At 62.5% G+C, this 23,525-nt stretch carries 19 protein-coding genes and 1 tRNA gene; 9 read left to right on the top strand and 11 right to left on the bottom strand.

Annotated features, from left to right (window positions below):
• Positions 1-52: 52 nt before the first annotated feature.
• From K3136_RS11435 to rimO, 3 genes are all read right to left on the bottom strand, one after another.
• Entirely contained in the window at positions 53-856 is an 804-nt protein-coding gene (locus tag K3136_RS11435; RefSeq protein WP_221430439.1) for a transglutaminase-like domain-containing protein, read from the bottom strand.
• A gap of 225 nt (positions 857-1,081) precedes the next feature.
• A complete protein-coding gene (locus K3136_RS11440) occupies positions 1,082-3,424 on the bottom strand; it encodes a GGDEF domain-containing phosphodiesterase (protein ID WP_221430440.1) in 2,343 nt (780 codons plus the stop codon).
• A gap of 246 nt (positions 3,425-3,670) precedes the next feature.
• Positions 3,671-5,044: a 30S ribosomal protein S12 methylthiotransferase RimO gene (gene rimO, locus K3136_RS11445; protein WP_221430441.1), complete on the bottom strand. Its 1,374-nt coding sequence runs from the start codon at positions 5,042-5,044 to the stop codon at positions 3,671-3,673.
• 91 nt (positions 5,045-5,135) lie between these two features.
• Between rimO and K3136_RS11450 the strand changes: the two genes are divergently transcribed.
• The 3 genes from K3136_RS11450 (at position 5,136) to K3136_RS11460 (ending at position 6,353) form a co-directional block, all read left to right on the top strand.
• Positions 5,136-5,546 carry a DUF1761 domain-containing protein gene (locus K3136_RS11450; RefSeq protein ID WP_221430442.1) on the top strand — a complete coding sequence of 137 codons (411 nt, stop codon included), beginning with the start codon at positions 5,136-5,138 and terminating at the stop codon, positions 5,544-5,546.
• Between the two features lie 86 nt (positions 5,547-5,632).
• Positions 5,633-5,932 carry a hypothetical protein gene (locus K3136_RS11455; RefSeq protein ID WP_221430443.1) on the top strand — a complete coding sequence of 100 codons (300 nt, stop codon included), beginning with the start codon at positions 5,633-5,635 and terminating at the stop codon, positions 5,930-5,932.
• Between the two features lie 85 nt (positions 5,933-6,017).
• Positions 6,018-6,353, top strand: coding sequence for a hypothetical protein (locus K3136_RS11460; protein ID WP_221430444.1), 336 nt, complete (start codon positions 6,018-6,020; stop codon positions 6,351-6,353).
• Positions 6,354-6,387: 34 nt separating this feature from the next.
• Here the strand turns inward: K3136_RS11460 and K3136_RS11465 are convergent, their stop codons facing one another.
• The 4 genes from K3136_RS11465 to K3136_RS11480 form a co-directional block, all read right to left on the bottom strand.
• Positions 6,388-7,500 (bottom strand): potassium channel family protein, encoded by a 1,113-nt coding sequence (locus tag K3136_RS11465; protein ID WP_221430445.1) that lies wholly within the window; start codon positions 7,498-7,500, stop codon positions 6,388-6,390.
• Between the two features lie 43 nt (positions 7,501-7,543).
• Entirely contained in the window at positions 7,544-8,308 is a 765-nt protein-coding gene (gene surE / locus K3136_RS11470) for a 5'/3'-nucleotidase SurE (protein ID WP_221430446.1), read from the bottom strand.
• Positions 8,305-9,585, bottom strand: a complete 1,281-nt coding sequence (gene serS, locus K3136_RS11475) for a serine--tRNA ligase (protein WP_221430447.1) — start codon at positions 9,583-9,585, stop codon at positions 8,305-8,307. The genes surE and serS overlap by 4 nt, the downstream gene beginning before the upstream one ends.
• Before the next feature lie 100 nt (positions 9,586-9,685).
• The gene (locus K3136_RS11480) at positions 9,686-12,022 is read right to left on the bottom strand and encodes a TonB-dependent receptor (protein WP_221430448.1); all 2,337 of its coding nucleotides are present in this window, start codon (positions 12,020-12,022) and stop codon (positions 9,686-9,688) included.
• Between the two features lie 192 nt (positions 12,023-12,214).
• Between K3136_RS11480 and K3136_RS11485 the strand changes: the two genes are divergently transcribed.
• The 4 genes from K3136_RS11485 to K3136_RS11500 all read left to right on the top strand — a co-directional run bounded on the left by K3136_RS11485 (position 12,215) and on the right by K3136_RS11500 (position 17,171).
• Complete coding sequence (locus K3136_RS11485; protein ID WP_247711342.1) at positions 12,215-12,757, top strand: TetR/AcrR family transcriptional regulator; 543 nt, start codon at positions 12,215-12,217, stop codon at positions 12,755-12,757.
• A gap of 55 nt (positions 12,758-12,812) precedes the next feature.
• A complete protein-coding gene (locus tag K3136_RS11490; RefSeq protein WP_221430449.1) occupies positions 12,813-13,070 on the top strand; it encodes a hypothetical protein in 258 nt (85 codons plus the stop codon).
• Positions 13,071-13,216: 146 nt separating this feature from the next.
• Positions 13,217-13,723, top strand: coding sequence for a PAS domain-containing protein (locus tag K3136_RS11495; protein ID WP_221430450.1), 507 nt, complete (start codon positions 13,217-13,219; stop codon positions 13,721-13,723).
• A 25-nt stretch (positions 13,724-13,748) separates the two neighbouring features.
• Positions 13,749-17,171, top strand: a complete 3,423-nt coding sequence (locus K3136_RS11500; RefSeq protein WP_221430451.1) for a chemotaxis protein CheB — start codon at positions 13,749-13,751, stop codon at positions 17,169-17,171.
• A 16-nt stretch (positions 17,172-17,187) separates the two neighbouring features.
• Here the strand turns inward: K3136_RS11500 and K3136_RS11505 are convergent, their stop codons facing one another.
• The 3 genes from K3136_RS11505 to sppA form a co-directional block, all read right to left on the bottom strand.
• Positions 17,188-17,538: a response regulator gene (locus tag K3136_RS11505; protein ID WP_221430452.1), complete on the bottom strand. Its 351-nt coding sequence runs from the start codon at positions 17,536-17,538 to the stop codon at positions 17,188-17,190.
• Positions 17,539-17,718: 180 nt separating this feature from the next.
• Positions 17,719-17,793 (bottom strand) — tRNA-Val (locus tag K3136_RS11510).
• 71 nt (positions 17,794-17,864) lie between these two features.
• Positions 17,865-19,745, bottom strand: coding sequence for a signal peptide peptidase SppA (gene sppA / locus K3136_RS11515; RefSeq protein WP_221430453.1), 1,881 nt, complete (start codon positions 19,743-19,745; stop codon positions 17,865-17,867).
• A gap of 113 nt (positions 19,746-19,858) precedes the next feature.
• Between sppA and K3136_RS11520 the strand changes: the two genes are divergently transcribed.
• Both K3136_RS11520 and K3136_RS11525 read left to right on the top strand, forming a co-directional pair.
• Positions 19,859-20,884 carry an aspartate carbamoyltransferase catalytic subunit gene (locus K3136_RS11520; RefSeq protein ID WP_221430454.1) on the top strand — a complete coding sequence of 342 codons (1,026 nt, stop codon included), beginning with the start codon at positions 19,859-19,861 and terminating at the stop codon, positions 20,882-20,884.
• On the top strand, positions 20,881-22,110 hold the full coding sequence (locus K3136_RS11525; protein ID WP_221430455.1) for a dihydroorotase: 1,230 nt from the start codon (positions 20,881-20,883) through the stop codon (positions 22,108-22,110). Before K3136_RS11520 ends, K3136_RS11525 begins: the two co-directional genes overlap by 4 nt.
• A gap of 75 nt (positions 22,111-22,185) precedes the next feature.
• On the opposite strand, the gene K3136_RS11530 is transcribed toward K3136_RS11525, so the two are convergent.
• Positions 22,186-23,520 carry a tetratricopeptide repeat protein gene (locus K3136_RS11530; RefSeq protein WP_221430456.1) on the bottom strand — a complete coding sequence of 445 codons (1,335 nt, stop codon included), beginning with the start codon at positions 23,518-23,520 and terminating at the stop codon, positions 22,186-22,188.
• Positions 23,521-23,525: the final 5 nt, after the last annotated feature.

Consider the following 23,525-nt stretch of genomic DNA (forward strand, 5'->3'; position numbering starts at 1 on the left):
ATGCTTGGCCTATCAGTGCCCCGCATCATGCGCCATAGCGTCGCATTCCTATTCACTTGTCGAGAGTTCGCACCCTGACCGAACTCGACTTGAAGTCGTTTGCCCCGAAGCTGGTCAGGAAGCTCACGTCTGCCGCATCGCGACCGACGCCGATCTTCGCGGTCTGGGCAGGGTCGGCCATGCCGGTTGCATCGACCAGTTGCCAGGTACCGCCGCCGGGTGTTTCGGGGTCGTTGAGGAAGACCTCGGCGACCGCGTGGAAGTCGGGCGGGTCGACGCCGGGAGCATAACAGGCGACATAGCGGGCGGGGATCGTGCTCGCGCGGGCCAGCGTCACGAGCGTATGCGCATAATCGCGGCAAATGCCGCGGCGTTCGATGAAGGTGTCTAGGGCAGTGGTGTGCGAACCGGAAGCGCCGGGCACATATTGGTAGTTCTGCCGGATCCAGTCACGGATGGCGGCAATGCGCGCCCCGCCATCGGTACCGCCGAATTCATCCTCGACAAAGGTTTGGAAGCGGTCTGCCGGGCAGTAGCGACTGTCGAAGAGGTATTCCACGGCTTCGCCGGGCATTTCATGCGGAGGCAGGCGCTTCAAGCTGGCGAGGTCGGGCAGCTGCCGCTGGGGCTCGACCTCGGCCTCGTATGCGACCTCGAAATCGCCTTCCGCGCGGATCCAGATGCGCTCGCCGATATCGTCCTGTGCCGGCACGCGCGCGCAATGCTGGGAATCCGAAAGGTGCGTCTTCGATGACAGGATCGCCTGCTCGGGTATCGTCGCAGCTTCGAACTGCAGCAACACGTCGGTAGGGCGCGGTAGGTGGAAGGTGAAGCGCGTTTCAATCCCGATAGGCATGGTCCACAAACGTCGCAGACAGCCTAAAGTTTCGGCGGGCAGCAGGCTGGGAGAAAAACCTCAGCCCGGAAACGAAAAAGGGCCCCGCGAAGGGACCCTCTCGTATGATATAAGCTCGATTGGGCTTACTTGCCCATCAGCCATTCCCAGATATTGAACATGTAGGCCTCCTGTTGATTTCCAGGAGCCTTTTTTCATTAACCATAACTGTTTGTAAAGTGTTAACTATGCTTCAAGCGCATCATCCTTATCGGAAGCGTTGAATTTCAATAGGTTAGTCAGAGATAACGGTCGCGACAGAACATAGCCCTGAACGTAGTGGCAGCCGATTTCGTTAAGGATTTTCAGGGTTTCCGTGTCTTCGGCACCCTCTGCGACGATAGTGATTCGCGCTTCTTTACCCATTGCCACGACACTTGCCGCAATCGCCTTTGCTTTTTGGCTTTTGGCCAGGTTCGAAACGAATAGTCGGTCGATTTTCAGTTCGTCGAACGGCAGTTCGAAGAAGGTCTCGTAATTGGCCGCACCGGTGCCGAAATCATCCATCGAAATGCGGACGCCAAGGGCCTTCAATTCATTGAGGATGGTGGAGGCCGTCGCAAGATCGCCGATGCGCGAGGTTTCGGTTACTTCCAGAATCAGGAAGCGCGGATCGAAGCCCGAGGCCTGCAATGCGTTGCGTACGATCCCGACGATCCGCATGTCGCCGAGCAGTGTCGCGGACATGTTGACCGACATCGATACCGTGCGGCCGCGGAAATGCATGAGCCTTGCCGCGCTGCAGGCGCTTTGCAGCACATATCGGGTCAGGTGCTCCATGCGTCCGGCTTTCTCGCACTGGGCGATGAAATGCATCGGCGGAATGAAGCCACGTGCCGGATCATGCCAGCGCACCAGCGCCTCCACCCCGGTCATGGTGTTGTGCATGGTATCGATCTTGGGCTGGTAGACACAGTAGATCTCGCCAGCCTCCATCGCTTCGTCGATGCGTGCGCGAAGCGAGATGTCCCACAGCTGGTCGAAATGCGATCCGGTTTCCGCGATCTTGATCGGGTTGAGGGCTTCGGAACTTTCCTCTGCTGCGGCGAGCGCGGCGGCCAGGCGGGTCGAAGGATCGCCGTCGAGGCGGGCCACGCCGAAGCTGATGCCGACGTCGACCGACGAACCCGCAACACTGATGGGCGCGGCAAAGATTGCACGCAGGCCTTCCAGATGATCTACCAGCGCCTCGGTATCGTCTTCCTTGGTGTGCCAGGCCAGATGGTGGCCTTCGTAGAAGATCGCCAATTCGCTGTCGGAAGCCCGCAGCCGATCGACAAGCTTGAGGATATATTGCGAGCGGTCCTCGCGCGCGAGCGTCTTGAGGACGTGTTCGTATCCATGAATGCGGGCCACGACGATGTGGCCGTGCGTCAGATTGTTCTTGAGCGCGCTGACCTCGAGCGCGCGCAGGCGCGGCAGGCCGGTCTCGTTGTCGACCAGCGCGAGCCGGTCCTTGAGCTGGGCACGCGAGCGGAACAGGCCGTAGACCGCGATAAGCGCGAGGCAGTAGGACAGCTCCATCCGAACGCCGATGTGGCTGCCGAGGTAGAGAGCTGCCGGGATACACAGGACAAGTGCAGCATAGCCGATCTGTCGGCGCTTGCGTTTGCGAACTGCGATGATCATCGCGCCCAGCAGGAGGGCGAAGATTGTCAGCGCACGCAGCCCGCCGACAAAGCCGGTCCGGCCGGCCCAGAGAGTCTCGGCGGCATAGATACTGACGTAACTTGGCGGTACGCCGTAATTGCCCGGGACCTTGATCAGGGTATCGGCAACGCTTTCACCTTCACCAATAATGACCGTGCGGCCGGCAAGATTGAGGTTCGCTCCATTTTCCGCGAACCCGGCGAGCTCGAACCCAGCAATATCTTCCGAAGGGATGGTGTAATCGATCTGGAACTCGCCGGGGCGCGCATCATCAATGCCGGCAAGAGATGCCGAAAGCGAGGGATATCGCTTGCCGTCGACTGTATGCCCGTATTCATCGGTCCACGCGAAGCCGAGCCAGTTTGTCGCCCTGCGCGTGACAACCCGGGCACTGTTTCCGCCGATCGCATCGGTGGTACGCCGCGTCCTCAGGCCGAGGGTGGTAGACCGCTCTACGAGATCGACGAGCGCCACGCGCGGACCGAGAGCAGCGATCGCCTCCGCCAGCTCCTGATCGCTTTCTTTGGTCGAGGCTTGGTCGAATACAACATCGATATAGATCTTGCCTACGCCCTGGCGTTCCAAGTCGCGGAGCGTTTCGGCCAGTTCGATGCGCCGGTGATCCAGCGCAGGATCTTCCATATCTCCGGGTGCGCCGATGAAGACGATTTCCCCCGACGGGGAGTGGTTCGCGAGCTTCGACTGGAACAGCCAGCTGAACTGATCGAGGGGTTCGAGGGCCACGAAAAACAGCAAGGCGAGCGAAACCGCACCTGCATAGAGCAGGTGGCGCAGGCGTCCCAGCAAGCCCTTCGAAATGCCGGAAGTCGGCGTTTCGCTTGGGCCGGGGCCTTCTACAAAGGCGCTTCGGTCGTTCATCCGAGGCGCTTATGCGCTCATTAAGTTTAAGAATGTTTTGACGCGGCCGCGTTTTTTTCACGGGATGCGCCCGAAAGCTGGCCTCACAATGGTTAAAGGCGGGGTAGGATATTGTATTAACGGCTCGCGCCGTTTTCCCCGCAGCGACGAAATCCGGCGCGCGATTAACCGTTTGGATTCAGTCGGCTGGATGAAACCCTACGGCGTGCTTCAACAGGGTTAACCTGTCCGTGTGGGCTATGCGCTTCAGGCGATGACACCGAAAAGGTCGTGTTCGTCCGCGTCCTCGACCTTGACCGAAACGATTTCACCAGCGGCAAGGGTTTCGGGTACGTTGCGCAAATAGACCGCGCCGTCGATCTCCGGTGCGTCGGCCTGGCTGCGGCCGGTTGCGCCAATATCGCCGTCCTCGTCCGGCTCACCCACCTCATCGATGATGACCGGCATGGTCATGCCGACCTTGGCAGCGAGTTTCTCCGCGCTGATCCGCGCTGTCACTTCCATGATGCGCGCGTAGCGTTCTTCCTTCACGGCCTCGGGCACGTGATCGGGCAGGGCATTGGCCTGAGCGCCCTCGACGGGTTCGAAGCGGAACGCCCCGACACGGTCGAGCTGCGCTTCCTCGAGCCAGTCGAGCAGGTACTGGAAGTCTTCCTCGGTCTCTCCGGGGAAACCGACGACGAAGCTGGAGCGGACCGCAATCTCGGGGCAGATCTCGCGCCAGCCCTTGAGCCGGTCGAGGACCTTGGCCTCGTTGGCGGGACGCTTCATCGCGCGCAAGACCTTGGGGCTGGCGTGCTGGAAGGGAATGTCGAGATAAGGCGTCAGCAGCCCCTCGGCCATGAGCGGGATGACCGCATCGACATGCGGGTAGGGGTAGACATAGTGCAGCCGCACCCACGGCGGGGTCCCGTTACCGATGTCCAGCTGGCCCAGTTCGCGGGCGAGATCGGTCATGTGGGCGCGGACCTCGTGGCCCTTCCACATCCGGCTCTCGTGGCGCGTGTCTACGCCATAGGCGCTCGTGTCCTGGCTGATGACGAGCAGTTCCCTGGTGCCCGCCGCAACCAGCTTTTCCGCTTCGCGCAGCACCGCATCGATCCGGCGGCTGGCAAGTTTTCCTCGTAGGTCGGGGATGATGCAGAAGGCGCAGGAGTGATTGCAGCCTTCGGAAATCTTCAGGTAGCTGTAGTGACGCGGCGTCAGCTTCACGTCGGGCTGCGGGATAAGGTCGATATAGGGGCCCTGGCTGGGCGGGGCATGTTCGTGGACTGCCTCGACGACCTGTTCGTACTGGTGCGCACCGGTCACTGCGAGCACTTGCGGATGTGCCGCGCGGATAGCTTCGGCCTCGTCGCCCATGCATCCCGTCACGATGACGCGGCCGTTCTCCGAAATGGCCTCGCCGATGGCGGCAAGGCTTTCTTCCTTTGCGCTGTCGAGGAAGCCGCAGGTGTTGACCAGCACCACGTCGGCGCCGGCATAATCGGGGCTCATCGCATAGCCGTCGGCGCGTAGGCGCGTGAGGATGCGCTCGCTATCGACCAGCGCCTTGGGGCAGCCGAGGGAAACCATGCCGACCTTCTTCTGGTCGGGGATCGGGGTGGTGGTGGTATTCATGCCAATGTCCGTGGATTTGCGCGCGCCCCTACACGCCTTCGCGCATTTGCGCTAGCACAAGCGTGGGTCGGTTCTGGGAGGGAGAGATGAGATGGATCTTCTGGACGTAAACTGGCTGGCCGTTGTCCTGGCAGCGCTGGCGGGCTTTGTCGTGGGCGGCATCTGGTACGGGCCGGTCATGGGCAAGAGCTGGATGGTGGCCGTCGGCAAGACCGAGGACGACCTGAAGGGCGTCAACCCGCTCAAGACTTACGGCCTGACCTTCCTGCTGGCACTGCTGGCAAGCTGGACCTTGGCGCATACCTTCGCGAGCTACGCCGTCGACCTCTCGGTAATGGTCAAGGTGCTGACCGCAGTCGGCGTCGCTGTGGGTTTCATTCTTCCTGCGCTCTGGACGAACTATCTTTTCCAGGATGCCAAGAAGCCGCTTTACTGGATCGACGGCGGCTACTGGCTGTTTTTCTATATCGCCATGGGACTGGTTCATGCGTTTCTTGCGTGAATTGTGATCAGTGGCCGCGCTGATTTGACCTGGCTGGACTAGAGTGCTTAGAGTTTTCGGCAAGTTTCAGCCAAAGGGGAAGAAATATGTCGAAAGCATTTTATTGCGCAGCTGTCGGATTGGTTCTGGCGGCGACCCCTGCCTCCGCAGGCGACGACGAGAAGCCCCAGATGCTGCGCGCCAAGGACGCGCACCAGGCTGCATCGATGAAGCTGTCGGAAGAGAACAAGGATGCCCGGATCTGCGTGCGCCAGAAACAGCTCGGCAGCCGCGTCCGTTTCAACCGCATCTGCATGCAGCAGCATGAATGGAAGGCCTATCTCGTGTCGCTCGATGCGATGGATGACGAGTGGAACAATGCTGCCAAGGGCGAACTGATCAAATAGCTGCCGTCCTTGCCCGCTCGGCCAGTTTGACCGGCAGGCACCTCTATGGCAGCCTTGGCAAGTTCCTGAAACAAGGAGACCTGCGATGCTTAAACTTGGTTTTTCTGCGGCGCTTGCCGTGTCGTTCCTGGCCGTTCCCGCATTTGCCGGCGATGACGAAGGTGACGATGAACCGCAGTATGTCTACGCCAAGGACGCGCATCGTGCCGCCAAGCTGAAGCTTTCGGACGAGAACAAGGACGCGCGTATTTGCGTGCGGCAGAAGCAGCTTGGCAGCCGCGTTCGCTTCCAGCGCATCTGCATGCCGCAGGAAGAATGGATCGCCTATGTCGCTTCCCTCGAGGACATGAACCGCGAGTGGAACAACGCAGGCAAGGGCCTGCCGCCCGAAACCGATTTCGTCGGACCGGCAGGGCCCTAACCGTAGCTGGTGCCAAGCGGCACGGGAACGCGTCTTAGGTGGAGCGGTTCTCGTGCCCGTCGCCCTTGGTCTCTCCATTGGGCGTAGCGACGATCTCCACGATGATGTCGCCCTTCTGCAGGTTCTGGCATTCTTCTTCCCAGAAACCGATCGCGCGGCCGCCGCGATAGATGCGCAGGCCCCGACCGCCGCTGTGCAGGTCGCTGATCGCACAGCCGCATTCGTCCTTGGTTACCTCGCGTTCGACCAGCTGCACGCGGCCCGAAACGCTGGCGAGATCGGCGAGATAATCGGCGATATGTTCGCCCTTCGCGCTGCCTGCCAGCAGCAGGCCGGTAAAGCGTACCGGGTTGATGACATTGTTCGCACCCGCCTGCCTGGCGAGGGATTCGTTGTCGTCCGCGCGCACGACGACGCTGATCGGGACATTGGGCGCGAGCGCGCGGACAGTCAGGGTAATCAGGATGGTCGTGTCGTCGCGGCCTGCCGAAATCAGCACGTTCTGCGCTTCGCCAATCCGCACCGCCTTCAGTGTCTCGTCGCGCGTGGCATCCGCGGCCATGACATTGCAGCCGAGCGATTCGGCGGCCAGCAAACGCTCCTCGCTGGGGTCGATGACCACGATGCAGCTGGGGTCGGTGCCGCGCTCGATGAGCTCGGCCACCGCTTCGGAACCCGAAACCCCGTAACCGAGCACCACGATGTGGTTGGATAGCTTTTCCTGGATGCGGGCCATGCGGAATTTTTCCCAGCTGCGTTTGATGATGAAATTATACGCCGTGCCGACGAAGATGAAGAACACGGCGAAGCGAATGGGCGTGACGATGACGGCTTCCACCAGGCGAGCGCGGTCCGAAATCGGCGCAATATCGCCGAAGCCGGTGGTGGTGATGGAAATCATCGTGAAGTAAATCACGTCGAGGAAGCTGACCTCGCCATCGAGGTTGTCGACCAGCCCTTCGCGGTCCCACCAGTGGATCATCACGACGATACTGATGAGGAAGAGCGCGGCCCCGAGACGAATGCCGAGGTCCCCCCAGACGGGAATCTTTGTCGCGCGACGCAGCGGCTGGAAACGCGGCCCGCGATATACGCGTCCACTCCCGCCACCCGCAGTAATCTGGTCGAGTTGCTTTTTCTCGCTCATTCGCCCCTCAGTTGGGCGAGGGCGCCTGTGCGGTCAAGCACCTTCAATCGCTGTAACGCTCGCCGAGCGCCTGTAGCGACGCATGGTGGGTAAGGTCGAGCTGCAGCGGAGTGACCGAAACGTAACCGTCTGCAATCGCTTCGAGATCGGTGCCGTGATCGGGCGTGTGCTCGATCGCCTGCAGGCCGAACCAGTAATATTTGAACCCCCTCGGGTCGCGGCCCTCGACCACCGTGCCGCGTGAATAGTCGTGGAAGCCCTGTGCCACGGCGCGGATGCCCTTTACCTCGTCCGGCGCACGTGGCGGGAAGTTGACATTGACCAGCGTGCGGTCGGGCAGCGGCGTTTCGAGCAGCGGGCCGAGGACCTTTGCTCCCCACGCTTCGGCAGCGGCGAAGGACATGTCGTGGCCCGCATCGTCGCGGCCGATTACCTGGCTCATCGCGATGGAGCGGATACCCGCCAGCGCTCCCTCGATGGCGGCGGAAACGGTGCCCGAATAGGTGATGTCGTCGCCGAGGTTGGCGCCGCGATTGACGCCCGACAGGATAAGGTCGGGCGCGCCGTCCATCACTTGCCTCAGGCCCATGGTGACCGAATCCGTCGGCGTGCCGGTGACCGAGTAGCGGCGCTCGCCATGCTTCCTCAGGCGAACCGGCTTGGTGAGCGTGAGCGCATGACCCATGCCCGACTGTTCCTCGTCGGGCGCGCAGATCCAGATGTCGTCCGAGAACTGCCGCGCGATCGCCTCCAGCACCTCGAGGCCGGGGGCAAGGATGCCGTCGTCATTGGTCAGGAGGATTTTCACGTTTGCGGCTCCAGCCTGGTTACGCCGCCCATATAGGGGGCGAGGACATCGGGCACGGTCACGCTGCCGTCTTCTTCCTGATAATTCTCCATCACCGCCACGAGCGTACGGCCTACCGCGAGCCCGGAGCCGTTGAGCGTGTGGACGAAGCGCGTCTTCTTCTCGCCTTCGGGCTTGTAGCGGGTGTTCATGCGGCGAGCCTGGAATTCGCCGGTGTTCGAGCAGGAGGAAATCTCGCGATAGGCACCCTGTCCGGGCAGCCAGACCTCGAGATCGTAGGTCTTGCGCGCGCCGAAGCCCATGTCGCCGACGCATAGCAGCACCTTGCGATAGGGCAGGTCCAGTGCCTGCAGGATACTCTCGGCACAGCCGGTCATGCGCTCGTGCTCTGCCTCGCTGTCCTCCGGGCGGCAGATGCTGACGAGTTCGACCTTTTCGAACTGGTGCTGGCGGATGAAGCCGCGCGTGTCGCGTCCTGCCGAGCCTGCCTCGCTGCGGAAGCAGAGCGTGTGCGCGGTGAGACGGATGGGCTGAGTGGGTTCGTCGATGATCTGCCCTGCAACCGACGCGGTCAGTGGGACTTCCGATGTCGGGATCAGCCAGCGGCCATCGGTGGTCTGGAAGCTGTCCTCGGCGAACTTCGGCAGCTTGTCTGTGCCGTACATGGCATTGTCGTTCACCAGCACCGGCGGATTGCATTCGGTATAGCCGTTTTCGCGGGTCTGCTGGTCGAGCATGAACTGGGCGAGGGCGCGGTGTAGGCGCGCCATGTCGCCGCGCAGGAAAGTGAAGCGCGCACCCGACAGCGCCGCGCCGGTTTCGAAATCCATCCCCAGCGCCAGGCCGATATCGGCGTGTTCCTTGGGCTCGAAGGCGAAGTCGCGCTTTTCGCCCCACACGGCCACTTCGACATTGTCCTCCTCGTCCGCACCATCGGGTACATCGTCTGCCGGAATGTTGGGCAGGCGGGCGAGCAGGTCGTTGAGCTGCGCAGCGGCAGCGGTTTCGGCCTCTTCCCACTGGGGCATGCTCGCCTTGATCTCGGCGACTTCCGCCTTGAGCGCCTCGGCCTTGTCCTTGTCGCCCTGGCCCATGGCCTGTCCGATCGCCTTGGAGGCCTCGTTGCGGCGGCTCTGCGCTTCCTGGACGCGGGTCTGCGCCTCGCGCTTCTTGGCGTCGAGTGCCACGATCTGGTCGGCAACGGGCTCGCCGCCGCGCCGCGTCATAGCGGCATCGAAGGCTTCGGGATTGGCTCTGATGAAAGCGATATCGTGCATGGGCCGCGCTATGCCGATTGTGCGGGCGCTTTTCCAGTCAAGAAAAAGGGCGGCGAAGCGGGTGTACCGCTTGCCGCCCTAGTCTTGGATGAGGCCAGCCTCAGTAGTTGAAGGTCACCGTCGCGAAGACCTGACGCGGATTGCCGTAGAAGGCGGTCAGCGTGCCTTCGGGGCCAAGCGTCGGGATCGGGAAGCCATTGGCCCCGTTGACGATCTCGCCGGTCACCGGATCGGTCGCGACGAAGGTGTAGCCGCTCGTCTTGTATTCCTTGTCGAGCAGGTTCTTGCCGTAGATGCCGAGGCTCCAGTTGCCCGAAGGCGCGGTGTAGACCGCGCTGGCATCGAGCAGGCCGTAACCGTCCTGGTCGAGATAGGGGTTGGGGATCTCGAACTGGCTCGTCTTGCTCCGGTAGGAGAAGGTCGTGCCGAAATAGAGATCGCCTTCGCCGAGCATGGTTTCGTAGCTGGCGGTGATGCTGCCGGTGAATTCGGGTGTGTTCTGCACCACGCGGAAGTCGGCGACATCGGTAGGCGTATTGCCGATATTCGTGATGTATTCGTCGTAGTCCGCGTCGATATAGCCGAGCGAACCGGACAGGTTGAACCCGCCGCTCAAGTTGGTGCGTGCTTCCAGCTCCAGCCCCTTGAAGGTCGCCTTACCCGCATTGGACACGACACCGCAGAAGGTGGGCAGTCCGGCCACCGTGCAGGCTACCGAACCCGGGATCTGCACATCGGTGTAATCGGCATAGAAGGCCGCAGCCGCGATGCTCAGCAGACCCAGGTCGCCTTTGTAGCCGACTTCGTAGCTGTCGACCTCTTCGGGTGCGAAGCTCAGGAACGATGCAACCTCGGCATCGGTCGGCGCGCCCGGAATGGCTGCCGGAGCGTTCGCACCGACACCGCGCGGGTCGAAACCGCCACCCTTGAAGCCCTTGGAATAGCTTGCGTAGATGTTGTGGTCCGGCGTCGGCATGTAGCTGATCGAAGCGCGCGGGGTGAACTTCTTGAACTCGCGGCTGCCGTTGAAATCGGTGCTGGGGGCGCCGAAGGGCACGCCCGCGCCGCCGAAGATCGGCGAACCGCCGCCGAGGTAGTTCTGGCGCAGGATGTCCGCGCTACGCTCGTCCCAGGTGTAGCGACCGCCCACCGACAGGCTGAACTGTTCGGTCAGGTCGAAGGTGAAGTCACCGAAGACGGCATAGGTCTGGGTGTCGACATCGGCCCGCGTGAAAGCGGTCAGGCCGGGGAAGGTCGTGAAGATGCGAACGTCGAACAGCGTGTCGGCCTTGGCATCGAGGTAATAGAAGCCGACGAGGCCCGTCAGCGCGCCGCCATCGTCCCACAGCAGCTGCACTTCCTGGCTCAGCTGTTCGTTGAGATAGGCACCGGGCACGTCGAGATCGACGGCGGGAAGCGCGTCGAAATCGATCGGCGTATAGCTGTCATCCTTGCGCCATGCCGAGATCGAGCGCAGCGTAAGGGCTTCACCCAGTTCCAGTTCGGCATGCATCGAGACGCCATAGCTTTCGACGTCCTGTTCCGGATCGTTCAGGGCGCCGCGCGTGTCGTAGACGTTGTCGAGCACCGGGGCGCCCGACGAAAGGCCGGGGATGAGGCGGTGGCCGCCGCGCGGATTGCTCTTGTCGCGGGTGTAGTCGCCCTGGATACGGATGAAGCCGGGCTCGTCATAGCCGCCGACTTCAAGGCTCAGGCGGCCGGCCCAGATGTCCTTGTTGTAGTTTTCGAGACCCGTGGTGAGGTTGTCACCGAAACCGCCTCGCGAAAGGCGAGCCAGCGAACCGCCGATACGCGCCTGATCGCCCAGCGGTGTCGATGCGGTGATCACGCCTTCGGCCTGGTCATAGGTGCCGTAGGTGGCGCGGGCGCTGATCGCGGTCTCGAGGGGCAGGCGCTTCGTCACATATTTGACTGCGCCGCCGATCGTGTTGCGGCCGTAGAGCGTACCCTGCGGACCGCGCAGGACTTCGATCCGCTCGACGTCGTAGATGTCAAGCACCGCCGCTTGCGGACGGTTGAGGTAGACGTCGTCGAGATAGATGCCGACGCCCTGTTCGAAGCCCGATACCGGGTCCTGCTGGCCGATGCCGCGGATGAAGGCCGACAGGGTCGAATTGGTCGCGCGGCTCGCTTCGAGCGTCACGTTCGGCACCGACTGGGCGATGTCGGTGATATCGAGCGCGCCACGCTGGGCCAGCTCTTCACCGCTGATCGCGGTAACGGCGATCGGAACGTCGACGAGGCGTTCTTCCCTGCGCCGCGCGGTCACGACGATAACGTCACTTTCGTCCGTCTCGACCACGGTCGTATCCGTCTCGGTGACATCTTCCGATTGCGCGGCAGCCGGAGTGGCGAATGCCAGGGTGGCGGTGCCTGCCAGCAGGATGGCGGACAGGTGGCGTCGTTCGAATTGCATGTGATTTTCCCTCCCGGATTATCTCTCGCCACCCCCAATATTGAAAACTGAACCACCTTTCAAGTTTGAACTTGCAATTAGCCACCGTGATCGATTAGCCAAGGCCGAGAGAGGGGAACGGTTATCGCTGCACAGCCGCCTGCTGCCGCTAAGGCACCGCGTACCGAACGGGGACGCAAGACGCTGCGCAAGTTGCTCGATGCGGCGGCTGGCGAGTTCGGCGATCACGGCTTCCACGAGGCATCGATCAGTTCGATAACGCGGCGGGCCGGCGTGGCCCTGGGAAGTTTCTACACCTATTTCGACAGCAAGGACGCGATCTTCCGCGCGCTGGTCCAGGACATGAGCGAGGCGGTAAAGGTTGCCGCGCGCGAGGCGATCGTGCCTGACATGCAGCCGCTCGAAATCGAGCGTGCAGCGTTGCAGGCCTTCCTCGAGTTCGCGGGCGAACATAAGGAAGTCTACCGGATCATCGACGAGGCGGAATTCGTCGATCCGCAAAGTTATCGCGACCATTATGAAACCGTGGCTGCACGCATTCGCGAGCGTCTCGAGACGGGAGGCGCAAAGGGCGAATTGCGCCACGGTCTCGGCGAGATCGAGGCCTGGGCACTGATGGGAATGAACGTCTTCCTCGGCCTTCGTTATGCCATCTGGCGCGAGGAGGGCGATCCCGACAGCGAGGGTGTCGCCCGTGCTGCGAATGCGATGCTCGCCAAGGGTGTCGCGCGGTAGCCGATCACGGAACGGATGAAGCTCCTGGCCGTTGTTAGGGCAAAGGAGATTTCATATGATCGGTAAGGTAATCGGAGCATTCGTGGGCGACAAACTCGCCAAGCAGACCAGTGGCCTCGGCGGTGCCGGCGGCGCCGCGCTCGGCGTGGTCGCGGCATCGGTGCTTCGCCGCATGAGCTTGCCCGCAATGCTTGCGCTTGGCGCAGGCGGTTATGTCGCGAAGAAGGTGTTCGAGAAGAAGAGTTCCGAGCAGGGCGGTACGACGACCGCAAGCGAGCCGGCAAGCAAGGCCAGGGCGCGCAAGGCAGCATAACGAGGCTGCCAAACAGGACTGAAGGGCCGTCCGCTTGGGCGGCCCTTTCCATATGGGACGCATGCGGCAAACTTGCCGCGCTGAATGATTGGGACTAGTTCGATCAGATGAGCGCGCACTTCTCGATCGAGGACCCGCTTGGCGGGATGAGCGACCTGTTCAGGGACAGCAAGATATCGCTTTCCCTGGCCGATTACACGCGGGACGATTGCCCGCTGATCGGGATTAATGCGCGCTTCGCCGAGCTGTCCGGTTATTCGGCTTCGGAATGCTTGGGGAGGAACTGCAGGTTTCTCCAGCCCGAGGGCGGAGCCGGCCCGGTACGCGAGAGAATGCGGGCCTTCCTGCATGAGGAGGAAAAGGATCACTCCCGCTTCGTCGTGCCCAATGTGCGCAAGGACGGGACGCCGTTCCTGAATTTGCTCTACATGTCGAAACTGCAGCGGGACGGGCGCACGGCGCTGATCCTGGGATCGCAATTCGATATCAGCAGGGCCAACGCTAACGACAGCGAGATCTATGACCGCGCCTTGCACGAAGATTTGATCAACCTCAAACTATTGACTGAAAAAACGAATTGGAGTCTTGTAACCAGCCTCGAGGCGCTCGCTTCGAGCCATGCGATCATAGCACAGGCGAGGATCGATCCTTAGCCATTGAATAAGGGCGGGCGTAGCTGTGGCCGAAGAGAATGCTGGCAAGACTACTTTTCCGATAATCGGTGTCGGGGCTTCGGCGGGTGGCCTCGAAGCCCTGCGGTCGATGTTCAGCGGATACAGCGAAGAGCTTCGGATGGCCTTCGTGGTGGTCCAGCATCTCGACCCGACGCACGAATCGCTGATGGCCCAGCTTATCGAGCGCTATACCCCGATGGAGGTGAAGCAGGCTGAGGGCGGCGAGAAGATCGAGCCCAACCATATCTACGTTATCCCGCCCGGCCATGGCCTGGCCGTGGAGGACGGTGTCCTGAAACTTACGGAATTCACAGATCCGCGCGGGATGCGTCGCCCGATCGACGACTTCTTCGAAAGCCTGGCGCGAGACCGCGACAACAATGCCGCCTGCGTCATACTGTCGGGTACAGGAGCCGACGGCAGCAGGGGACTCAGGCTCATCAAGGAGCGTGGCGGCATCTGCGTCGTACAGGAGCCGGAAACCGCGGCCTATGATGGAATGCCCGCAGCGGCCATCGGCACGGGGCTGGTCGACATCAAATGCCCCCCTAGCGAGATACTCAAATACCTCGCCGACTTCTTCGAGCGCGGACATCTGGCCGAAGCTGCTGAAACCGACGACGGCCGAATCGCAGACCACGTGATCGAGCTGTGCGAGATCTTGCGCGACCGCGTCGGCCACGATTTCAGCGGATACAAGCGTAGCACCCTTAATCGCCGGGTGGCGCGCCGCATGCAGGTTCTGGGCATCGACGAGGGCAAGGAATACGTCGACCATCTGCGGGAAAACGAGAGCGAGTGCCGCGCCCTGCTGCGAGATCTCCTGATCAACGTCACGCAGTTCTTCCGCGATCCCAAGCATTTCGAGGTATTGCAAGAAACGGTGATCGACAGCCTCGTGGCACAGGCGAGGGATGGAGAGGATATCCGCGTCTGGGTGCCCGGTTGTTCGAGCGGTGAGGAAGCCTACTCCATTGCCATGATGTTCGCCGATTCCAGCGAGCGGCAGGGCAAGCGTCCCTATGTCCAGATATTCGCCACCGATATCGACGAGGGCATGCTTTCGATCGCCCGATCGGCGACCTATTCGCTGTCATCCTTGAATGACATCCCCAACCGCTATCAGGAAAAATACGTCTTCGGCGGCACAGACCGCTTTTCGATTTCGCCGCGCATCAGGGACATGGTTCGCTTCAGCGAACACAACGTTGTTCGCGATCCGCCCTACTCCAAGATCAGTCTTATCAGCTGCCGCAATTTGTTGATCTATTTCAACGAAGACCTGCAGAAGCTGACCTTGCCGTTATTCCATTTCGCCCTTGCCGAGGACGGCTACCTGTTTCTCGGCTCGTCTGAAACGATCGGACGACACGACGATCTTTTCGAGACAGCGGAACAGAGCACGCGGATATTCCGCAAGAAGAACGTGAAGGGCAATTACACGCTCCGCCTTCCAGGTGAGATGGCCCGCACTTCAAAGTTGCGGACGAGAAATCCCGAAGAAGGCGCGCCGCGCAACAACCGTCCGAACGAACTTCAGGCGCTCAAGATTCTCGCGGATCGCTACTCGCCCGTGAGCCTCCTCGTCGACCATGAAGGCATGCTGCTCGAACGTTGGGGGTCGGCAGGACGCTACCTAGAATTTCCCGATCGCATCGAGCGGAACGTGCATGTCCCGACGCTTGCGCGGCCCGGACTGCGTGAAGTCATTTCGCCGCTTATCCGCAAGGTCAAGGAAACCGGACGGCGAGCGGCTGCCAAGAACATCCAGATACGTACCGACTTCGGGACTATCGAGGCCCGCATCGTTTGTGAGGAGGTCCAGTCTTCCGGTTTCCTGCTGGTCATCCAGGAGACCGGTGCGCTGCAGCTTTCGGAAGTCGATGATTTCGACGAATTCGATCTGGAAGACGGGCAGCGGCAGTTTCTCGAAGAGGAGCTGCAGGCAACGCGGCATCGCCTCCGTTCGACCGTCGAGGAACTCGAGACCACGAATGAGGAGCTGAAGAGCTCCAACGAAGAAATGATGTCGATGAACGAGGAGCTCCAGTCGACCAACGAGGAGCTCACCACCGTCAACGACGAGCTCAAAAACAAGGTCGACCAGCTCACTGTTGCCAACTCCGATCTCAAGAACTTCTTCGACAGCACTCAGCTCGCGGTGCTCGTTGTCGACCCCGATCTCCGTCTGCGCAGCTATACCGACGAAGCGCTCGATCTTTTCCCCATCGACAAGAGCTATATCGGCCAGCAGCTTGGTGAATTGCCGCACCGGCTGGCTTCCACCGAGTTCGTCAATCTCGCGCGCGAGGCTGCCAGCTCGGGCAGGCAACGCGAAATTAGCCTACATTCGAAGGAGCTCGATGCAGAGCTTATCCTGCGCGTCATCCCTTATCGCCTGCTAGATGGGGAGGTCGAAGGTGCGACACTTGTCTTCACGGATGTCACCCAGGCGCTGTCGCTTGAGCGCGATCTGCGCGAGGAACGCGAACGTCTGAGGCTGGCTCTCGAGGTCGCGAAAATCGGCATCTGGGAATACGAGCCCAAGACCGATCGTACGGTCCTAGACGGGACGGAGCGCCAGCTCCTCAATCTTTCGGATGACGACCCCGGCGATTCGATGGAGCCGATCCTCGATCTGCTGTCGGAGGACGACCGCAGCCGTATCAACCGTGCCCTGCGTATTGCGATCGACGGCGGCGAGATTTTCGACGAGACTTTCCGTCTCCCGCTAGCCGATGGCGAATTCCGCTGGCTGCACGGGCTTGGCAAGCCGATCGAAATCGCTGGCGAACGCAAGTTCATCGGGGTGACTTTCGACATCACGCCGGAGCGCGCGATCCTGGCCCAGCGGGATCTCATGATCCGCGAGATGAACCACCGGGTGAAGAACCTGTTCTCGGTCATCTCGGCGATGGTCAGCATTTCGTCGCGCGGCGCGGACGATGTGAAGGAATTCGCGACCGCACTTCGCGACCGTATCCATGCGCTCGGGCGCTCGCATGCGCTCACCACGCCCCGGCCCGAAGGGCGGCCGGGCGAAGTGGAACTGAAGGACCTGGTCGAAACGGTACTCGAGCCGAGCCGAGGTGGACAGAAAATCTCGATGCCCTCCAGCATCGTGGAGGTCGGCGACGAGCAGGTGACTTCGCTGGCGCTCATCTTCCACGAATGGGCGACGAACTCGGCCAAATATGGAGCCCTGTCGAGCGAGTATGGATCGATCGACATCGATTGGACTGTCGATGACGGCGAAATCTCAATTCAGTGGATCGAGAAAGGGCCAGCTTCGGAAGGCGACGATGTCGCAGGTTTCGGAACGCGCCTCATCGAAACCGCGGCGCGCCAGCTACATGGCAAGGCCACAGGCGAAGCGACCGACGAGGGATACCGGCGGACACTCGTCTACCCTACCTCATCCCAGTGAGGCTATTGCAGTAGTCCTAGTTGAGAGCGCCCGCGATCGCGGCGGCTATTTCGTCGGGGGATGCGGGTTTGTCGATGCGGCCACACGAGGCGAATTCCTCGCGCAATTCCTCGTGGTTCAGGTTCGCGCTGACGAAAACCACCGGCCTGCCATGCTCCACGATCTTGCGCGCGAGCGGCCACACCGGACTGCCACCAACGTCGATATCGAGCAGCGCAACATCGGGAGGAGAACCAGACTCGATGGCGGAAATGGCATCTTCGATGGTGGTGGATTCCGAATGCACCCCGTAACCGAGATCTTCCACTGTCATTACGAGATCGAAAAGCACAAGTGCCTCGTCATCGACGATCATCACATCGGCCATTCTCGAATGCTTCCCCGGTTTATTCCCAATTCGTGCGGTCCGAACGCGCGGAGCCTCGAAATCGTTCCACACGAACGGCCGCTTTTTGCGCAAGGGCGTTGCGTTGCAAATGCCAACGGCCGCGAACGGCCTCCACGCGGACGAGGAGAGCGTCCTGGCGATCCGGTATGGGGTGGGAAATGGTGGGCGCGGCAAGGATTGAACTTGCGACCCCACCCGTGTGAAGGGTGTGCTCTACCACTGAGCTACGCGCCCGCCCGAATGCGGCGCCAGAGCGCCGGGCAGGGGCGGGCCTTTACGCTGCGAATCGCAAGGTTGCAAGCACCTCAGTCGGCGAAAAATGCCGCCAGGCGCGCGAAGAAGCCATCGACCGTGCGTGCCCCCTGTGCCCTCGCCGAAGCCGGGGCCGGGCAGGCGAGGCAATAGGCCTGCGCGCCGCGCGTCGTCAGCAGTCGCTGCGCATCGTTCACGATCATGCCTGCACGCGCGCTTTCGCCTTCGGCAAGCATGGCAAAGACGTCGCGGCTGCCCGTTTCTTCCTCGCCCATGAGCAGCTGGCGCAGGATCGTGTCGGCGGTGCTGGCCTGATCGCCCAGATAGGAAGCGTGCCATTCCCCGGCTGCAAGATCCGCCTGGCCGGCAACCCACGCCAGCGCTTCGTCCACGCCGCCGTACTCGTCGACAAGACGAAGCTGGCGAGCAGTGCCGCCGTCCCACACGCGGCCCTGGCCGACGGCATCGACCTGCTCGGTCGTCATGCCGCGCGCTTCGGCGACGCGGGTGATGAAGTCGGTATACCCGTTTTCGATGGAAGCCTGCAGGATCCGGTCTACATCGGGCGTGAAGCCGCCGATCAGGTCGGGCTGGCCCGAGAGGGGGCTAGTCCGCACGCCATCGGCGTTCACACCGATGCTGGCCGCTGCTTCCTCGAACGTCGGGAGCACGGCAAAGATGCCGATCGAGCCGGTGATCGTATCGGGCTCTGCAAAAATCCTGTCCGCAGGGGTGGAGACCCAGTAACCGCCGCTCGCAGCGACATTGGCCATCGATACGGCGACAGGAATATCGCGTTCCTTGTGGCGCAGGATCGCGTCGCGGATTTCTTCCGAAGCGAGCACCGAACCGCCCGGGGAATCGACGCGGACCACCAGCCCTGCAAAGTCGCGATCAAGCGCTTCGTCGAGGAGGTCGGCGATGCGCGTACCGCCTGCCGTACCCGGGCCTGCCTCGCCGTCGACGATCTCGCCGGCGATGGTGACGACGCCGATTGCCTTGCCGCTCCTGTCCCACGGATTGGCTTCGAGCCAGGCATCGAGCGGGGTCGAGGGATAGGCGCCGGGCAGGTCGCTCCAATCGTCTTCGCCGACCAGTTCAGCCACGCGCTTGCCGAAGTCTACGCGGCTGCCGAGCTTGTCGACCAGCCCAGCGCTTAGCGAGGCTGCTGCAAGATCGCCATTGGCGGCCTCGACCCATTCGGCCGGGGTCTTGGTCACGAGATCCAGATCGATTGCGGGACGGGCTGCTTTCACATTGGCCTGCCACTCTTCCCACAGCGCGCCATAGAGCGCATTCGCATTCTCACGCGCGGGTTCGGACATGCCGGTCTGGGTGTAGGGTTCGACCGCGCTCTTGTAGGTGCCGACCTTGTAGACGCGGGCGTTGATCTTCAGCTTGTCGAGCAGGCCCGCATAATAGAGGCGATTGCCTCCGGGACCGGCGACGACCGCGCCGCCGAGCGGATTGAGCCAGACCTCGCTGGCATGCGCGGCGAGGAACACCCCGTCATCGGCATAGGCGGTCGCATAGGTGAGCACGGGCTTTTGAGCCGCACGCACCCGGTCGAGCGCTTCGCCGATATCCTGCAGGTGGACCTGGCCTGCACCGAGGAAACCGTCGAGGTCGAGCACGACGGCGGTAATCCGGTCGTCTTCTGCTGCCTTGTCGATTGCGCGGACGAGATCGCGCGCCTGGTATTCGCCAACGGGCGCCGACTGGGAAAGGAGAGCCGCGATCGGGTCGATCGGCGTGCGCTCTTCGACGACAACGCCATCGAGATCGAGCAGGAGAGCGCCTTCGCGAACCTGTGCCGGGCTGGGGCGTGCGGTGAGGACCGCGAATAGGGCCCAGAAGAACAGCAGCATGAAGAGGAGCACGAGGCCGTCCTTGATGCCGACCAGCAAGCGCCAGACCTTGCCTGCAAAACCCATGAAATCTCGTCCTTTGCCTTCGTTCTTGCCCTCTGACGTAGGGAAGGGGAGGGCAATGTGCCACAGGAATATGCTTGAGGGTGCGAAACCACTCGACTAAGGGCGTGGCTTTAATGACAAGTTCGGACACATCGCCCCACGCGGCCCGCTATCCTGCGGGTGCGCTGGCCTTTCCGCATCGCGACCTGCTCGGCATCGGCCAGCTGGAGCGGCACGAAATCCTGTTCCTGCTGGACGAGGCGGAACAATGGGTCGCCCTCAACCGGCAGCGCACCAAGCACAGCGATGCGTTGGCCGGCCTGACGATCATCAATGCCTTCTTCGAAAACTCGACGCGCACGCTGCTGAGCTTCGAGATTGCAGGCAAGCGGCTGGGCGCCGACGTGGTCAATATGCACGCCGCGCAGTCGAGCGTGAAGAAGGGCGAGACGCTGATCGACACGGCCATTACGCTCAATGCCATGCGTGCCGATGCCATCGTGATCCGCCACGGATCGAGCGGGGCGACCGGGCTGATTGCGGACAAGGTCGATTGCCCGGTCCTCAATGCGGGCGACGGCCAGCACGAGCACCCGACACAGGCGCTGCTCGACGCGCTGGCGCTGCGCCACGCCCTGCGCGACCGCGGCGAGACGGCCGACGATTTCACCGGCCTCGTCATCGTGATCTGCGGCGATATCCTGCACAGCCGCGTGGCGCGTTCCAACCTGCTGTGCCTCCAGGCGCTCGGTGCGACGGTACGCCTCTGCGCACCGCCCGCGCTCATGCCGAGCGGGATCGAGGGCATGGGAGCCGAGGTCTTCCATGATTTCGACGCCGCGCTTCACGGGGCGGACGTGGCGATGATGCTGCGTCTCCAGACCGAGCGGATGAGCGGCCAGTTCATTCCCTCGGCGCGCGAGTATCACCACCTCTATGGCCTCACGAAAGCGCGCCTCGAAAAGGCGAAATCGGATACGCTGGTCATGCACCCGGGACCGATGAACCGGGGTGTGGAGATCGATAGCGAGGTCGCCGACATGATCGACCGTTCGATCATCACCCGGCAGGTCGAGATGGGCGTGGCGATCCGCATGGCCTGCCTCGACGTGCTCACGCGCCGTGCACGCGGGGTCGAGGGATGGGGAGACGTCGCATGAAACAACCCAACCCCATCACCATCACGAACGCCCGCATCGTAACGCCCGATGGCGTGCAGGAAGGCTCGCTGCGCCTCGAGGATGGCAAGATCGCCGCGGTCGGCTATGCCGCTGCAAGCGAGGGTGAAAGCCTCGATGCACGCGGCAAGCTGGTCGCGCCCGGTCTCGTCGATCTGGGCGTCTTCGCCGTCGACAAGCCCGCCTTCCATTTCGGCGGGATTACCCGTGCCGCCTTGATGCCCGACCAGTCGCCGATGCTCGATCTGCCGAGCCGCGTTTCGTATATTTCCAAGAGCGGGAAGCCCGATTTCTGGGTTCACCCTCTGGCCGCGGCGACCCGCGGTCTGGAAGGGCGCGAAATCGCAGAGATCGCGCTGATGCGCGATGCCGGGGCGAGGGGCGTCTCTACCGGACGCCAATGGATTGCCGATAGCGGCGTCATGCTGCGGCTGCTGCAATATGCCGCCATGCTCGACATGCCCGTCGTGACCCATGCCGAAGATGCGGCTCTCGTGGGCGAAGCTGTTGCCACGGCAGGCGAATATGCCACGCGCAGGGGCCTGCCGAGCGCACCGGCTGAGGCAGAGGCCATCGCCATTGCGCGCGACCTGGCGCTTGCCGGGATGGCGGGTGCGCGGATTCATTTCCGGCAGGTGACGACACGTGCCGGCCTCGAACTCGTTCGCAAGGCCAAGGCCTCAGGCCAGCAGATCACTGCGGGCGTTACGCCGGCCCATTTCATGTTGTCCGACCTTGCGACCGCAGAATTCCGCACCTTTGCGCGCCTCTCTCCGCCGCTGCGTAGCGAGGACGACCGACAGGCTGTGCGCGAAGCGATCGCCGATGGTACGATCGATGTCATCGCGAGCGGGCACGATCCGCGCGGGCCGGAAGACAAGCGACTGCCGTTCGCCGATGCCGAACCGGGCATGGCAGGGGCAGAGACGCTGCTGGCCATGACGCTCTCGCTCGTGCGCGATGAGGTGATCGACCTGCCGCGCGCCTTCGACCTCGTCAGCCGCAATCCTGCGCGCCTGCTGGGTGTCGAAGCCGGTGAGCTGAAGGCAGGGCTCGAAGCCGACATCGCGCTGATCGATGCCGACAAGCCTTGGGTCATCCAGAGCGCGAAGATGGAAGCCAGCGCGGGCAACACGCCTTTCGATGGCCAGCCGACGCAGGGCAGCGTGCTCAAGCTGTGGAAGGGCGGCGTCGAAGTCGCGCTGTGACCCCTCGCGAATAAGAAAAGCCCCTCCCGGTCGGAACCGGAAGGGGCAAGGCTCGGTGGTATTTCTGGTTCGCGCTTAGCGCGCTGCGACCCTTACGGCACCGTTATCGAGAAGTGCGCCCGGCAGCGGGTTGTCCTGGGCGTAGGCGATGCAGCCGCCGCCCTTGCCCTTGACGCTGGAGCACATGGAGCGCGCCGTGTCCTTGGCGTATCCGGTGGCGGCTACGCGGAAGTAGAGGCGGCCGTTGACGCGTGCGCGGCTGATGGTGCGCTCTGCATCGGCCAGTTCGGGATACATGGCCTGGAACTTGTCCCAGCCAGCCAGCGCGTCTTCCATCGTGAAGTAGGAACCGAGCTGGATGTTGTAGTCACCCTTGGCGACAGCGAGGCGCGGCGCAGGCTTTGCGGCAGGTGCCGGCTTCGAAGCTGCAGCGGGTTTCGCGATCGGCTTGGAAACCTCATCTTCACTATCAAGGGACGCAACCACGACCGGCTTGTCCGCAGCCGGCTTGGCCGGAACGAAACGCGGCTCGTCTGCGGCCGGAGCAGCAGGCGCTGCACCGGCGAAAGTTGCCTCGGCATCGACGTCGAAGCTCTCGACTTCCTCAGCCGGTACGGCTGCGGGAAGTTCGGCTGCGAATGCGAAACCGCTGTCCGCCTGTTCGACGTTTTCCGAAGCGAGCATGTCGACACTGGGGTTGTTGTTGAGCGCAAGCATCGTCGGGAGGCCCGGATCGTTCTGGATCTCGACGTCCAGCAGGCTCGCGATGCGGGTGCGATACTGTTCGGGACGCGCGATTGCGCCCCATTCGGCCATGCGATCGCCAACCTTGTCGGCCGGAACGTCTTCGGCAACCATGATGCGCGCTTCGCGCCACTGGCCGCTCATTGCATAGGCATAGGCGAGGTTCTGGCGAACCTTGGGCGTGTTCTGGCCGCCGCGAAGGGCGTTCGACAGGACATGCACGCCGCGCTGCGGCTGGCCGGCGAGTGCGATGGCAAGGCCGTAGTCGGCCGGATCGATCACAGCTTCATGACGCTCGAGCGTGTAGATCGCGGCAGGACGGTCGCCCATGCCGGTCTGTGCGAGCGAGAGGCTGATGACCGTACGCGGCGAGGTGTCGCCGAGCTCGATCGCGTCCGAGAATGCCTGGGCTGCCGACGCAAAGCGACCGGCTTCCAGATAGGCATTGCCCAGAAGGGTGCGGGTGTAGGCATCGCGCGGGCTGGCAAGGACTGCGGCTTCCGCGTGGTCGACCGCCTTGTCGCCCTTGCCCTTCTTCAGCGCGGTTTCGGCCTTGGCGGCAGAATGCGCGGCAGTGGGCGCGACCTTGCCCGTGCAGCCGGCGAGGGCGGTCGATGCAAGTGCCGTGGTGACGGCAAGCCGGATCAAGGTGTTCCTGTTGGTCATTACTT

Origin of the sequence: Qipengyuania gelatinilytica, from assembly GCF_019711315.1 — a bacterium.
Taxonomy (GTDB): domain Bacteria; phylum Pseudomonadota; class Alphaproteobacteria; order Sphingomonadales; family Sphingomonadaceae; genus Qipengyuania; species Qipengyuania gelatinilytica.

Excerpts from the sequence above, each read along its gene's own strand:
- K3136_RS11435 (WP_221430439.1), bottom strand. The coding sequence starts at position 856 with ATGCCTATCGGGATTGAAACGCGCTTCACCTTCCACCTACCGCGCCCT.
- K3136_RS11440 (WP_221430440.1), bottom strand. The coding sequence starts at position 3,424 with ATGAACGACCGAAGCGCCTTTGTAGAAGGCCCCGGCCCAAGCGAAACG.
- rimO (WP_221430441.1), bottom strand. The coding sequence starts at position 5,044 with ATGAATACCACCACCACCCCGATCCCCGACCAGAAGAAGGTCGGCATG.
- K3136_RS11450 (WP_221430442.1), top strand. The coding sequence starts at position 5,136 with ATGGATCTTCTGGACGTAAACTGGCTGGCCGTTGTCCTGGCAGCGCTG.
- K3136_RS11455 (WP_221430443.1), top strand. The coding sequence starts at position 5,633 with ATGTCGAAAGCATTTTATTGCGCAGCTGTCGGATTGGTTCTGGCGGCG.
- K3136_RS11460 (WP_221430444.1), top strand. The coding sequence starts at position 6,018 with ATGCTTAAACTTGGTTTTTCTGCGGCGCTTGCCGTGTCGTTCCTGGCC.
- K3136_RS11465 (WP_221430445.1), bottom strand. The coding sequence starts at position 7,500 with ATGAGCGAGAAAAAGCAACTCGACCAGATTACTGCGGGTGGCGGGAGT.
- serS (WP_221430447.1), bottom strand. The coding sequence starts at position 9,585 with ATGCACGATATCGCTTTCATCAGAGCCAATCCCGAAGCCTTCGATGCC.
- K3136_RS11480 (WP_221430448.1), bottom strand. The coding sequence starts at position 12,022 with ATGCAATTCGAACGACGCCACCTGTCCGCCATCCTGCTGGCAGGCACC.
- K3136_RS11490 (WP_221430449.1), top strand. The coding sequence starts at position 12,813 with ATGATCGGTAAGGTAATCGGAGCATTCGTGGGCGACAAACTCGCCAAG.
- K3136_RS11495 (WP_221430450.1), top strand. The coding sequence starts at position 13,217 with ATGAGCGACCTGTTCAGGGACAGCAAGATATCGCTTTCCCTGGCCGAT.
- K3136_RS11505 (WP_221430452.1), bottom strand. The coding sequence starts at position 17,538 with ATGGCCGATGTGATGATCGTCGATGACGAGGCACTTGTGCTTTTCGAT.
- sppA (WP_221430453.1), bottom strand. The coding sequence starts at position 19,745 with ATGGGTTTTGCAGGCAAGGTCTGGCGCTTGCTGGTCGGCATCAAGGAC.
- K3136_RS11520 (WP_221430454.1), top strand. The coding sequence starts at position 19,859 with ATGACAAGTTCGGACACATCGCCCCACGCGGCCCGCTATCCTGCGGGT.
- K3136_RS11525 (WP_221430455.1), top strand. The coding sequence starts at position 20,881 with ATGAAACAACCCAACCCCATCACCATCACGAACGCCCGCATCGTAACG.
- K3136_RS11530 (WP_221430456.1), bottom strand. The coding sequence starts at position 23,520 with ATGACCAACAGGAACACCTTGATCCGGCTTGCCGTCACCACGGCACTT.